Here is a 13,533-nt window from a genome sequence, read left to right on the forward strand (position 1 = left end):
ACCTCCCTTACTCATATTTCATAAAACAGGTTTCTGTTGGCGCATCTTTCGCACTATCCGCAACTTCTTCAAACTCGGTTACGTTATCCAGTTCGCTGCCCATGGAAATATTGGTTACGCGTTCCAGAATGACTTCCACCACCACCGGAACGCGATATTGCGCCATCAGCGCTTTAGCTTGTTCAAATGCAGGCGCAATACCTTCCGGTTTAAAGACACGAATTGCTTTACAGCCTAACCCTTCTGCCACTTTTACATGGTCAACGCCATAGCCATTCACTTCGCTGGAGTTGATATTTTCAAAGGCGAGCTGTACGCAGTAGTCCATGTCAAATGCGCGTTGCGACTGGCGAATCAGACCAAGATAAGCGTTGTTAACCAGCACATGGATATACGGGATGTTAAACTGCGCGCCGACGGCTAACTCTTCAATCAGGAACTGGAAGTCGAAATCGCCGGAAATCGCCACCACATTGCGTTGCGGATCGGCAGCACAAACCCCTAATGCCGCCGGGATTGTCCAGCCAAGAGGCCCCGCCTGGCCGCAGTTGATCCAGTGTCTGTCTTTAAACACATGCAGCATCTGCGCTGCCACGATTTGCGACAATCCAATGGTGGTGACATAGCACACATCGCGACCAAAGGCTTTGTTCATCTCTTCATAGACGCGCTGCGGCTTCACTGGCACGTTGTCAAAGTGGGTTTTACGCAGCAAAGTCCGTTTACGCTGCTGGCATTCGTCCACCCAGGTCTTCCGGCATGGCAAACGCCCCGCTTTTTGCATCTCCTGCGCGACATCGATCAGCAACGTTAGCGCCGCTTTGGCGTCAGAAACGATGCCCAGATCCGGGCACAACACGCGGCCAATTTGCGTCGGTTCAATATCGATATGGATGATTTTTCGCCCCTGAGTATATTTCTCAACGGACCCCGTATGACGGTTGGCGAAACGGTTACCGATGCCAAAAACCATATCGGATGCCAGCAGAGTGGCGTTGCCGTAGCGGTGCGCCGTTTGCAGGCCGACCATCCCCGCCATTAAGGGGTGATCGTCCGGGATACAGCCCCAGCCCATCAGGGTAGGGATCACCGGTACGTTGGTCAGTTCGGCAAACTGCTGCAGCAGTGGCGCGGCGTCGGCGTTAATAACCCCGCCGCCCGCGACAATTACCGGACGCTCGGACTGAATCAGCATCTCCAGCGCCTTTTCAATCTGTACGCGGCTGGCGGCTGGCTTATATACCGGCAGCGGCTCATACATATCCGGATCGAATTCGATCTCCGCAACCTGGACATCAAACGGTAAATCAACCAGCACAGGACCTGGGCGGCCTGAGCGCATCAGATGAAAAGCCTGTTGTAATACGCGCGGCACCAGCGCCGCCTCACGAACCGTCACTGCCATCTTGCTGACTGGTTTTGCAATCGCTTCAATATCGACTGCCTGGAAATCTTCCTTGTGCAGACGCGCTCGTGGCGCCTGACCAGTAATGCATAAAATCGGGATAGAGTCGGCAGAAGCGGAATAGAGCGCGGTGATCATGTCGGTTCCCGCCGGGCCGGAAGTGCCCAGGCAAACCCCAATATTACCTGCCGCCGCACGTGTGTAGCCCTCAGCCATATGCGAAGCGCCTTCCACATGACGCGCCAGTATATGGCGAATGCCTCCATGCTTACGCATTGCAGAATAGAAGGGGTTGATTGCAGCCCCAGGAACGCCGAATGCTGTGGTGATACCTTCTTTTTCCAGCACATACATTGCCGCATCCACGGCTCTCATTTTTGCCATTTTATTGCTACCTCTTTTTATTGGAAAAAGTTTCCAACTTTTAAAAATTTTAAAAAAGTCCCGCTCCAGCGAGCGGGATGCGGCTCAGGCTACAGGGGGTTTTAGCCCAAGCGCCGTACTGATGTCTTTCGCGGTATCCCGTACCAGTTCCCCCTGGCTGATAAAGCGATCTTCCGTCAGCCGGGAAGCCGGTCCCGATATTGAGATAGCGGCGACCACGCTGCCCGCATCGTCATAGATAGCGGAGGCGATACAATTCAGCCCGACAACATGTTCTTCCTGGTCGACGGTGTAGCCCTGTTCACGCGCCTGCTCCAGATTTTTAAGCAGGATAGGTAAATCCACCAGAGTGGTCGGCGTAAACCGCCGCAAACCGGTATTGACGACGATCCCCACCAGCTCTTCTTCGGTGAGCGGGTAAAGCAGCGCTTTTCCGGCGCCGGAAGCATGTAACGGCAGACGACTCCCTAAGGGCGCGCACATTCTGACCATCGATTTGCACTCCTTTTGACCGATTAACACCGCTTCATTACCGTTGCGAATCGCTACGTTGACCGTCTCGCCAGAAAGCAGCATAAGTCGGTGCATAAAGGGCCCGGCCACCGAGAGGACATCGCGATTATGAATATACGCAGAGCCCACATTAAATACGCCTAAACCAATATGCCACCAGCCAAGCTGGCTATCCTGGTACACAAAATCAGCCGCTTGCAGTACCTTTAACAGGCGAAACGTCGTAGAAAGCGGTAAATCCAGGCTGCCGGAAATATCGCTAACTGATGAACTGCCGCCGCTTCTTTCGAGATATTGCAATATCGCTATGCCCCTCTCCAGCGCCTGAGCGCCTTTCTGCGCAGTCGGCTCTGCCTGTCCTGGCCTGCCGCGTCGTCTTACTTCCGTCATATTTACGTTAACTCCGGCCCAAAATATGAGCATAAACAATGAACAATATGTTCATCTTATGCAAGAAGGCCAATAGCGTCACGCAAAACAGAGTTCATGTGTCGGGATACTTTCAACATCACAGTTATCGCTGCCACCGCGATCCACCGTCAGAAAATCGGTAACCGTCTGCCACGCAAACAGCGGGTGATGCCATACATTACGGTGATAATTGACGCCCTGCCGTCCATTGCTAATAAACGCCCGCAGCGTGGAGATATCGGGTTTATCATCGCCGAGCGCGACAATAACGACAAAAGCCTCGCCGTTCATCGGCACAAACGCCTGCGTACCTAAAGGATGACGTTCCAGTTCATGTACCACAATGGGCATCGCGGCCGGTTGCGCCCTGTTAATACTGATCAGCGTGCGATCCTGCTCCAGAACTTCAACCTTCGCCAGGTCGTGATATCGCTCAACTAACCCGTTGTTTATATGAAAAAAGTCACGTTCCTGCGTCTCAATAACATCGCCATAAGCGCTGAACGTCTTCTGATCTAACGGTAATACCTCAAGTTTCATTATTTTTCCCTTGTAGCTCGATTCCGTTTAACCGCGGTTTGGACTCTGTCCGGTTTCAATACCATGCAATCTAAAACCTTCGGGATTTAACATCAACATAAAAGTTGGAATATTTTTCCAAAAGTAGATTTAGACCACAAATCAAACATGGCTATTATGTAAAACTACTTAAAAATCATAGGAAAACAATTCTGGTTTTATCAGGATCGTAAGGAGGCGTCTGACGATGTTTGACCCGGAAACACTGCGTACCTTTATCAGCGTTGCCGAAACGGGGAGTTTCTCCAAAGCGGCGGAGCGCCTGTGTAAAACCACGGCAACCATTAGCTACCGCATCAAACTGCTGGAGGAAAATACCGGCGTAGGGCTGTTCTTTCGCACAACGCGAAGCGTCTCGTTGACGGCGGCGGGCTCTCACCTTCTCTCTCAGGCAAAAGACTGGCTTGCGTGGCTGGACAGCATGCCTGACGAGCTACGCCAGGTTAACGACGGCGTAGAGCGTCAGGTCAATATTGTGGTGAATAACCTGCTCTATAGCCCGCAAGCGGTCGCCAGTCTCTTATCGTGGCTTAATGCGCGTTACCCCTTCACTCAGTTTCACTTTTCCCGGCAAATTTATATGGGCGTCTGGGATTCGCTCCTGTATGAAGGTTTTTCGCTGGCGATTGGCGTAACTGGCACCGAGCCGTTGGCTAATACCTTTATGCTCGACCCTTTAGGTTCCGTACAATGGCGTTTTGTGATGTCCGCGGATCATCCTTTAGCTCACGTCAGCGGGCCTCTAACAGAAGCGCAGTTGCGCCGTTTCCCGGCAATTAATATCGAAGACAGCGCGCGTACGCTGACCAAGCGGGTAGCCTGGCGCCTTCCGGGGCAGAAGGAAATTATCGTGCCTGATATGGAAACCAAAATCGCCGCTCATCTGGCAGGCGTCGGTATCGGTTTTGTCCCGCAGCCGCTTTGTCAAACGCTGATCGACAAAAACGAACTGGTAAGCTGTACCATCCCTACGATGCGTCCGCCCTCACCGTTAAGCCTCGCCTGGCATAAATTTGGCGGAGGCAAAGCGGTAGAAGACATTGTGAAATTATTTACCCAACGACAACCCGAAATAGCCGGTTTTTTATCCATTTTCAACACGGTACGCTGTTAAAAATCAAGCCACTTTGCGAATTGGCGCGTAAAATAACGCAAGGGATGATTTAAGGTTACGTTTTACGTTATGCAAGACAGACAAAAAGCACAGGACTATCGCGCGCTCCTCCTTGCCGATACGCCTTTAATTGATGTACGCGCGCCGATTGAGTTTGAACAGGGCGCCATGCCGGGCGCTATCAACCTGCCATTGATGATGGATGACGAGCGGGCCGCCGTCGGCACCTGCTACAAACGTCAGGGCGCGGATGCGGCGTTAGCGTTGGGGCATCGGTTGGTTTGCGGCGACATTCGCCAGCAGCGGCTTGAGGCCTGGAAAGCCGCGTATCAACGTTTCCCCAACGGGTATCTGTGCTGCGCGCGCGGCGGTCAGCGGTCACATATCGTACAACGTTGGCTGCAAGAAACAGGGATTGACTGCCCGCTTATTGAAGGCGGCTATAAAGCGCTGCGCCAGACAGCAATTCAGGCGACCTGGCAACTGGCGCAAAAACCGATACTTTTAATTGGCGGCTGTACGGGCAGCGGCAAAACGCAGCTGGTGCGACAACAGCCCAACGGCGTGGATCTGGAAGGTCTCGCGCGTCATCGCGGCTCCTCTTTTGGCCGCACGCTGAAACCCCAGCTCAGTCAGGCCAGTTTTGAAAACAAACTTGCCGTTGAATTGCTGAAAATTAACGCGCGTCAGACGCTAAAAAGGTGGGTACTGGAAGATGAAGGGCGAACGATCGGCGCCAACCATCTGCCTGAGTGTTTACGCGAAAGAATGGCGCAGGCCCCCATTGCGGTAGTGGAAGATCCGTTTGCGCTTCGTCTGGAACGACTGCGTGAAGAGTATTTCATCCGTATGCATCACGACTTCACCCACGCCTACGGCGATGAAGCCGGTTGGCAGGCGTATAGTGAATATCTTCATCATGGACTGTTCGCTATTCGCCGCCGTCTGGGGTTGCAACGCTTTGCCGAACTGACGGACACGCTGGATAGGGCGCTGGCAGAGCAATTATCCAGCGGCAGCATCGACGGCCATATGGCATGGCTGGTTCCGCTACTTAACGAATATTACGACCCAATGTATCGCTATCAACTGGAGAAAAAAGCCGCGAATATCGTTTTTCGCGGCCCATGGCAAGACGTTGCCAACTGGCTAAAAGCGCAATAGCTTACTTTTATTGCCGGCTGACGCCGGCTTAGTGTCTGTCGCGCTTGTCGGCACGTTTTGCCAGCCAGTCGCCCAGCATCTGAACGACCTGAACCAGCACAATCAACGCCACCACGGTAACAACCATCACTTCGGTTTCGTAACGGTAGTAGCCATAGCGAATCGCCAGGTCGCCTACCCCGCCGCCGCCGACAATCCCGGCCATCGCCGAGTAGCCGATTAAGCTTACCAGCGTAATCGTCAGGCCGCGCAGCAGCCCTGCGCTGGCTTCCGGCAACAGTACGGTACAGATAATACGCATCGGACTAGCGCCGAATGCCAGCGCCGCCTCAATAATCCCTTTATCGACTTCACGGAGCGCGCTATCTACCAGGCGTGCATAAAACGCGATTGCGGCCACCGACAGCGGGACGGAGGCTGCAATCGGGCCAATCGTATTGCCCAGCAAAAGCTGCGTTAGCGGCAGTAACAGCACCAGTAAAATAACAAATGGCACCGAGCGGATAATATTCACCAGAACCGAGGCGACGAGATAAATAAAACGGTTCTGCCAGAACAGATGACGATCGGTGACAAAAATCAGAAAACCGAGCGGTAGACCGCCAAGAATCGCCAGCACCGTTGAAATACTCAACATCTGGAAAGTTTCATTGAACGCCAGCGTTAAATCTGGCAATAAATCATCCACGGATCACCTCCACCTGTGCGGTACGTTGACGGATATGCTCCACGGCGGCGGCCACCGCCGTTGGATTATGCGGCGCGGTTAATTGCACCACCAGAATGCCCAACGCGCGTTCGCCGATATATTCAATCTTGCCATGCAGGATATTGACCGCGACGCCAAACTTGATCGCCACCTCCGACAGTACCGGCTGCTCCGCCGAATCGCCGATAAACAAAATTTTCAGCAACTGCCCGGGCAGGTGTTCCCGTAAACGTTCCGGCAGGGTCAAATTAAGGGTATGAGACACCAGTTGCTGTGTGAAAGCGTGTTGCGGGTGGGCAAACACATCAAACACCTCGCCCGATTCCACAACCTTACCGCCCGACATCACCGCCACGCGATCGCAAATAGATTTGATCACGTTCATTTCATGGGTGATCAGCACAATAGTAATCCCGAGCTGTGCGTTGATCTGTCTGAGCAGAGCCAGAATCGTGGCGGAAGTTTCCAGATCCAGAGCGGAAGTTGGTTCGTCACACAACAACACATCCGGATGGTTAGCGATGGCGCGCGCTATCCCCACCCGCTGTTTTTGCCCGCCGCTGAGCTGTACCGGAAAACGGTTCGCTTTATCGGCAAGGCCCACCAGCGTTAAAATTTCCGCCACCCGTGGCGCGATTTTGCTGCGTTCCCAGCCAGCCGCTTTCAGGCTAAACGCCACGTTTTGCGCCACTGTCCGGGTATGCATTAAGTTAAAATGCTGGAAAATCATACCAATACGCTGCCGCGCCTGGCGTAACGCTTTTCCGTCCAGCGCCGAAATTTCCACGCCGTTGACGTTGACGCGCCCCTGGCTGGGACGCGTTAAGGCGTTCAGGGTACGCAGCAGAGTGCTTTTTCCTGCGCCGCTGGTACCGACAATGCCAAAAATCTCGCCCGCGGCGATATGCAGGCTCACATCATCCACCGCGCGCGTGGGGGTACCGCGACCGGCGGTAAAATCGACGCAGACTTTTTCTATTTCAATCATATTCACCTCAGAAATTGGGGATGGCCACCGCTGCGATCAGGGTGTCGCGGTCATCCATTCCGGTTTCTGGAAGGCGCTATAAATATTCTTTGGATCGTCGATGACCGCGCGATAAGCCGGCGATTTCACCGCCTCGACAATATCTTTGGCAAACGGCTTATCGGCATCTTCACTGCGTACCGCAATGATATTTTTCAGATTCTCATCCAGGTGTTCCTGCTTAATCGCGCTGGAGAGATCGAGTCCTGCCGCCACCGCAAAGTTCCCGTTAACCAGCGCGCCGGTCACGCCATCCAGCGTGCGCGGTAGCTGTGCGGCTTCCAGCGGTTTGAAAACCAGTCCTTTTGGATTGCTGGCGATATCTCGTTCAGAGGCTTTGGTCGGATCGATATTGTCCTTAATCGTGATAAGCCCCAACGATTGCAGGAAGCGAAGGCCGCGCGCCAGGTTGGTCGGATCGTTGGAGAGGGTAATAATGTCCCCTTTTTTAAGCGCATCCAGACTGTTGATTTTACGTGAATAGAAGCCCATCCCGGCGGTCGGTACCACAATAAGTTTGCTGAGCTTCAGCCCTTTGTCAGCGGTGAATTTGTCAAAATAGAGGGTATGTTGAAAGAGGTTGGCGTCGATGCTGCCGTTAGCTAACGCCATATTGGGCTGGACATAGTCGCTAAACTCGCGCACCACGACCTTATACCCTTTTTCTTTTAATGTCGGCGCAATCGCCTGCTTCACCATGTCGCCATACGGCCCTGGCGCGACGCCAAATACGATCGTTTGCGGGGAACCATCGGCATGGGCAAACTGTAATCCGCAGGCCAGTAATAGCGTGCTGGCCGCAATGCGTAAACTCTGACGCAATCCCATAATTTCTCCATTTTAAATAGTGTGATGCTGTGCCGGATGCCGTTCATGCGGCATCGTCTGTTTTGGCCCAAACGAAAGGCTATTTCTTAACATGACACAGATCACAGCCTGCTGTCCTTGAAATTATTTCATGATGTTTCCTGGTGTGTCGTTAAATGTACGAGGCAGGCGCTCAGGCGTGTGTCAGGCGGGAATGGCGTAAAGGGAAATGCCGGATAAGACGTTTTAACGCCAACATCCGGCACAGGAAAACGCTTTAGAAATCGTAACGCAGACGCACCAGGTTCATATCGCCCAGATTGTCAGTGCTGGAGGTGAAAACATGTTCATAATCAACGCGGAAACCATAATCCAGTTGGAAGGTGATCCCCACGCCGTTATCGGTACGCAGATAGTCGCGGCCATTCACATATTCAATGCGGTCGCCCATAAAGTACGGTTGAATAGCTTTCACGGCATACTGACCAATCGGGAAAGCGTAACCGACAAAATATTCCAGACCCCACGCATCGCCGGCAAAGTAATCATTCACAGATACTTTTTTGGTCGTCATAAAGTTCTGATACCAACCGCCGCCTGCGGCGATAGTCCAGTTTTCCGGCGTCCAGCTTAACGCGGTACCGACAATATTTTGATCGTAAGTTTTATTGCCGTTGCCGCGCATCTCCGCACGGGTATAGTTCCATGCCGTCCCCCAGGTCAGATCGTCGGTGAGATGGTAATCCGCGCCTAAAGAACCGCCGCCTTTACGCTTGTAATTCAGGCCGTTATTGGCATTATAATCGTCGCTGAACAGATAAGATGCGTAGAGATCGACATTGCCAATGCTTTTCTTATACTTCAATGACTTACGCGTGCGATAAGAACCATCGTAGTCGCCGTTAATCCCGTTGCCCGGCGCCTGACCTATCATGTCGTAATCCCAGATATCGGTTTTTACGCCCACCACATCGTAATAAATGCTGTTCTGTTGACCGAAGGTCAGCGTTCCCCACGTCGCGCTCTTGAAGCCGGTATACAGCATACGGCGAGTGGTATCAGTCGCGCCCTTCGCATAATGGTTATCCCAGTCAAATACCGCAGGGATATTGACGCCCAGCTCGTAATAGCTAATCCAACTGATATCATCAAACAGATAATAATCCGCGGCGAAGCGGAAACGCGTCCCGCCATCAAAACCATTACGTTTATAACCGTTCGCGCCGTCATTGCCGGTCATATTCTGGAACTGCGGACGAATACTCCCGCCGACGGTGAAATTGAGTCGGCTGAGTGGATTACCCGCCTGGGGATCTTGTTTTAAAACGGTGATTTCCGCCTGAGTGGCGAAAGGCATGAAAGCCACTGCCGCGCCGATCGATGCCGCCAACGCTGTTATTTTAATTGTCATTATATTTTCCTTGATAGATAGCCAATCCAAATCATTTAGCAGGCAAATAATAACTGTTATAAAACCTTACGTGTTGTGTATTTTTTAATGATTTGTGCTACTAAAAATCAAGGAGTTAGCAATTTGTGCGACTAAATAAAGTACGCGCCGTTTTAAAAACCGGCGCGAAATTATTCACATCATGAATCATCCGTTAAACTGTCGGAATAGCGCTTTGCCTTTCAGCAAACGAACGCCAAGCCAGCCGCCGCATACGGAAAGCAGCAGCGCGCCGCAAAACGGCAGTGCGACCCATAAACGCCAGTCCGGCTCCCAGGGGAAATCAAAAACGTTGATTTGTAAGATCGCCAGCGCCGTCTCCGCGCCAATCGCGGCGACCAGCCCGGCAACTAACCCCAGCATGGCGAATTCGCACCAGAGTGTGGTACGCAACAGTTTCTTTCCGGCTCCTAATGTGCGCCACACCACCAGCTCCTGATGGCGCTGACGCATCCCGACCTGTACCTGGGCCAGTAATAGCAACATGCCGCAGAGGGTGACTAGCACAACCATCACCTCCAGCGCCCGACTGACCTGCTCCAGCACCTGTCCCACCTGTTTCAGGATCGCCCCGATATCTAACAGGCTGACGGTAGGAAACTCGCGGTTAAGCTGCGTTAACATGCCGTTGCCATTCTCCCAGCGAAAACTGGTCAACCAACTTTGTGGTTGCCCGTCCAGCGCCCCGGAAGGAAAAATGAAGAAAAAGTTGGGCCGCAGGCTTTCCCAGTCCACTTGACGCAGGCTGGTGACTTTAGCGCTAAACGCCTGGGTATCGCCCATAAAGGTTACGCTATCGCCGAGTTTGACGTTCAGCCGCTTCGCCAGCCCCTCTTCCATGGAGACTTCGCCCGGTTTTGGCGGCCAGTGACCGGCGACCAGCGGATTATGCGCCGGGCGCGTATCCTGCCAGGTCAAATTCAGTTCACGGTTGAGTGACTCATCCTGCTGACCTTCCGTCGGATTACCGTTTATCTTCGTTAACCGCGCCCGCACAATCGGATAAAACGTCTGCGAGATCACCTGATGTTCCGCCAAAAAGGCTTTCAACGGCGCGACCTGCTCTGAAGCAATATTGATAAGGAAATAGTTCGGGCTTTCCGGCGGGAGCTGCTGTTGCCAGCGATCAAGGAGGTCGCCGCGCAGCACCAGCAAGAGCGCCAGCAGCATAAACGAAAGCGAAAACGCCGAAAGCTGACTCAACGTTGACCACGGCTGACGCAGAAGTCGGCTGACGGCCAGACGCAGCGGTAGCGACGTCAACGTCATGCCGCGCAGCACGTTAAGCAGCATCCAGCCCACCAGACCGCACAGCAGCGCCAGTATCACGGCGCCCGCCAGAACCGCCCACAACAGCATACTTCCGCCCATCAATCCGGCGAGCAGCGCCACCACGACGGCGCAGGCGACAGGCAAATAAATTTTTAACGGCCAGACGCGAGCGACAACATCGCGGCGCAGCACCCGTAGCGGCTGGGTCGCCAGCAACAATCGATAAGGCCGTAAACCGACCAGCAGAGAGATGACCGTCATCGCGCCCAGCGCCCACAGCCAGGGCCACAGGCTGGCGGGCGGCAAATCGGCGGGCAATACCGGTTTTAGCAGCACCAGCAATATGTTTTCAAACAGTAACCCAATCGCGCCTCCCGTGACGGCGGAAAGCCCCAGCACCATCAACCACTGTCCGATGATAAGTTTACGCAACTGGGCCCGGCCCGCGCCCAACGTTTTTAAAATCGCCACCAGATCGTAGCGGCTACGGCAGTAATGGCTCATCGCCACCGCGACGGCAGCTACCGCCAGCAGTAGCGTTAATAACGCCGAAAGCAGCAAAAACTGCTGCGAACGTTCGAGCGATTTCCCCAATGCCCCGTCATCCTGCTCCAGTCCGTACCAGCGATGTTCCGGTTTAAGCTGCGGTAACAGCCAGCTTTCATAGCCAGCAAGCTGTTGCGGCGTTCCGCCGAATTTATACCTCCACATCACGCGACTCCCCGGCTGTATCGCACCGGTTTTTGCCACATCGGCCATATTCATCATCAGACGCGGCGCCATCTGAAAAGGGTTAAACCCGGAATCCGGCTCCTGCACCACTTCACCGGCAATACGCAAGGTCACGTCGCCGACATCAATGGTATCGCCCGTTTTCAAATTAAGCAGCGCCATCAGACGCGGCGCCAGCAGTACGCTACCCGGCTGCGGTTTCACTCCGCCTGGACGGGTTTGCAATTCGCCGTACATCGGATAAACGCTATCCACTGCCTTCACGCTGGCCAGTTGCGGCGTATCGCCGGCAAACGTCATGGTCGCAAAGGTTAACTGCTCGCCCACGTTAAGGCCGCGTTTACGCGCCTCTTCAAGCCAGGCCTTCGGTACCTCTCGCGAACTTTGCAGCGTCCGATCGCCTGCCATAAACTCGCGGCTTTGCTGACTTAACCCTTTTTCCATCCGGTCGCTGATACTGCCGAGCGCCAGTACGCAGGCCACCGCCAGACTCAACGCCAGCCAGACAATAATCAGCGACGGCGAGCGCCATTCGCGCCAGAACCAGCGAGCTATCATGCCTCCTCCTGTAACTGACCGTTGACCAACCGCAGCCGCCGGTCGCAGCGCGCCGCCAGCGCCGGGTCGTGCGTCACCAGAATCAGCGTGGTGCCGTGTTCGCGGTTAAGCGAAAATAGCAGGTCAGCGATTTTATCTCCGGTCTGACGGTCAAGGTTGCCCGTCGGCTCATCGGCAAACAGCACATCAGGACGCCCGTTAAACGCGCGCGCCAGCGCTACGCGCTGCTGTTCGCCGCCGGAAAGCTGTGCCGGAAGGTGGTCAAGCCGTTTTCCCAGTCCCAGTTGTTCGAGCAGCGCTTTCGCCCCCGCCTTACTCTGACCGCTGTTTTCACCGCGTAGCAGGGCCGGTAGCTCAACGTTTTCCAGCGCGTTAAGCGTAGGAATAAGCATGAAGGATTGAAAAACAAAACCGACATGCTGAGCGCGAAGCTGCGCCCGCGCCTCTTCGTCCATCTGGTGAAGCGGTTTCCCGACCAGTCTGACCTCTCCGCTACTGCCGTCATCCAGTCCGGCGAGAATCGCCAGCAGCGTAGATTTTCCCGATCCTGATTCGCCAATCAGCGCAATGGTTTCGCCGCGTTTGACAACCAGTTCAACTCCGGTAAGGATGGAAAGCTCATGCTCACCCTGACCGACGGACTTCCTGAGACGATGAACTTCAACACTGTTTTCCGCTGGCATTTGCCCTTCCTGTTTTTGATCCTGTTAACTTTCCGTGCCGCCGCCGCAGACACCTTATTAATTCTGGGCGATAGCCTCAGCGCCGGTTACCGTATGGCCGCCAGCGCGGCATGGCCGTCGCTCCTTAATGATAAATGGCAAAACAAAACGTCGGTCGTTAATGCCAGTATAAGCGGAGATACCTCGCAGCAGGGACTGGCGCGTTTGCCGGCGCTGTTGCAACAGCATCACCCGCGCTGGGTAGTGGTGGAACTTGGCGGCAACGATGGCCTACGCGGTTTTGCGCCTGCGCAAACCGAACAGACGCTACGTAAAATCATTCAGACGGTGAAAGCCGCCGATGCCCAACCGTTACTGATGCAAATTCATCTGCCCGCTAACTACGGTCGCCGTTATAATGAATCCTTTAGCGCCATTTATCCTAAGCTCGCCAAAGAGTTCGATATTCCTCTGTTACCGTTTTTTATGGAAGAGGTATATCTGAAACCGCAGTGGATGCAGGATGACGGCATTCATCCCAACCGCGACGCCCAGCCGTTTATTGCCGACTGGATGGCGAAGCAGTTGACCCCTTTTCTCTCCTGAATAATTCGAGTTGCATGAAGGCGGCACGTAAGAGAATTTCCAGGAGCATAGATACCTATGTGACTGGAGTAAACGAACGCACAGGCAACTTGAAGTATGACGGATATAGTTAACCACGACTCTTAAATCAACGGAGATCC

At 53.8% G+C, this 13,533-nt stretch carries 12 protein-coding genes; 3 read left to right on the forward strand and 9 right to left on the reverse strand.

Going from position 1 to position 13,533, the window contains the following annotated elements; genetic code table 11:
• Positions 1 to 7 precede the first annotated feature (7 nt).
• The 3 genes from gcl to allA form a co-directional block, all read right to left on the reverse strand.
• The gene (gene gcl / locus ACLJTG_RS11180; protein WP_410958978.1) at positions 8 to 1,789 is read right to left on the reverse strand and encodes a glyoxylate carboligase; all 1,782 of its coding nucleotides are present in this window, start codon (positions 1,787 to 1,789) and stop codon (positions 8 to 10) included.
• 84 nt (positions 1,790 to 1,873) lie between these two features.
• Positions 1,874 to 2,692 carry an HTH-type transcriptional repressor AllR gene (gene allR, locus ACLJTG_RS11185; protein WP_000141265.1) on the reverse strand — a complete coding sequence of 273 codons (819 nt, stop codon included), beginning with the start codon at positions 2,690 to 2,692 and terminating at the stop codon, positions 1,874 to 1,876.
• Between the two features lie 78 nt (positions 2,693 to 2,770).
• Positions 2,771 to 3,253 carry an ureidoglycolate lyase gene (gene allA, locus ACLJTG_RS11190; protein WP_079951154.1) on the reverse strand — a complete coding sequence of 161 codons (483 nt, stop codon included), beginning with the start codon at positions 3,251 to 3,253 and terminating at the stop codon, positions 2,771 to 2,773.
• 226 nt (positions 3,254 to 3,479) lie between these two features.
• Between allA and allS the strand changes: the two genes are divergently transcribed.
• Both allS and mnmH read left to right on the forward strand, forming a co-directional pair.
• The gene (allS, locus tag ACLJTG_RS11195; RefSeq protein WP_000460169.1) at positions 3,480 to 4,406 is read left to right on the forward strand and encodes an HTH-type transcriptional activator AllS; all 927 of its coding nucleotides are present in this window, start codon (positions 3,480 to 3,482) and stop codon (positions 4,404 to 4,406) included.
• A gap of 69 nt (positions 4,407 to 4,475) precedes the next feature.
• Positions 4,476 to 5,570 (forward strand): tRNA 2-selenouridine(34) synthase MnmH, encoded by a 1,095-nt coding sequence (gene mnmH / locus ACLJTG_RS11200; RefSeq protein ID WP_410958979.1) that lies wholly within the window; start codon positions 4,476 to 4,478, stop codon positions 5,568 to 5,570.
• A 28-nt stretch (positions 5,571 to 5,598) separates the two neighbouring features.
• On the opposite strand, the gene ACLJTG_RS11205 is transcribed toward mnmH, so the two are convergent.
• The 6 genes from ACLJTG_RS11205 to ybbA all read right to left on the reverse strand — a co-directional run bounded on the left by ACLJTG_RS11205 (position 5,599) and on the right by ybbA (position 12,808).
• On the reverse strand, positions 5,599 to 6,258 hold the full coding sequence (locus ACLJTG_RS11205) for a methionine ABC transporter permease (protein WP_000342247.1): 660 nt from the start codon (positions 6,256 to 6,258) through the stop codon (positions 5,599 to 5,601).
• The gene (gene sfbB, locus ACLJTG_RS11210; RefSeq protein ID WP_000569660.1) at positions 6,251 to 7,267 is read right to left on the reverse strand and encodes a virulence-associated ABC transporter ATP-binding protein SfbB; all 1,017 of its coding nucleotides are present in this window, start codon (positions 7,265 to 7,267) and stop codon (positions 6,251 to 6,253) included. The genes ACLJTG_RS11205 and sfbB overlap by 8 nt, the downstream gene beginning before the upstream one ends.
• Positions 7,268 to 7,303: 36 nt before the next feature.
• Complete coding sequence (locus ACLJTG_RS11215) at positions 7,304 to 8,134, reverse strand: MetQ/NlpA family ABC transporter substrate-binding protein (protein ID WP_000524311.1); 831 nt, start codon at positions 8,132 to 8,134, stop codon at positions 7,304 to 7,306.
• Positions 8,135 to 8,390: 256 nt separating this feature from the next.
• A complete protein-coding gene (locus ACLJTG_RS11220; protein ID WP_000152869.1) occupies positions 8,391 to 9,524 on the reverse strand; it encodes a porin in 1,134 nt (377 codons plus the stop codon).
• Positions 9,525 to 9,710: 186 nt separating this feature from the next.
• Positions 9,711 to 12,125: a putative ABC transporter permease subunit YbbP gene (gene ybbP, locus ACLJTG_RS11225; RefSeq protein WP_021000017.1), complete on the reverse strand. Its 2,415-nt coding sequence runs from the start codon at positions 12,123 to 12,125 to the stop codon at positions 9,711 to 9,713.
• Complete coding sequence (gene ybbA / locus ACLJTG_RS11230) at positions 12,122 to 12,808, reverse strand: putative ABC transporter ATP-binding protein YbbA (protein WP_001110589.1); 687 nt, start codon at positions 12,806 to 12,808, stop codon at positions 12,122 to 12,124. The genes ybbP and ybbA overlap by 4 nt, the downstream gene beginning before the upstream one ends.
• On the opposite strand from ybbA, the gene tesA reads away from it, so the two are divergent.
• Positions 12,779 to 13,393 (forward strand): multifunctional acyl-CoA thioesterase I/protease I/lysophospholipase L1, encoded by a 615-nt coding sequence (gene tesA / locus ACLJTG_RS11235; protein WP_001010574.1) that lies wholly within the window; start codon positions 12,779 to 12,781, stop codon positions 13,391 to 13,393. The two genes, ybbA and tesA, sit on opposite strands and share 30 nt — an antisense overlap.
• The last annotated feature ends 140 nt before the right edge of the window (positions 13,394 to 13,533 follow it).

This window comes from Salmonella sp. SAL00672 (assembly GCF_046552175.1).
Classification (GTDB): domain Bacteria; phylum Pseudomonadota; class Gammaproteobacteria; order Enterobacterales; family Enterobacteriaceae; genus Salmonella; species Salmonella enterica.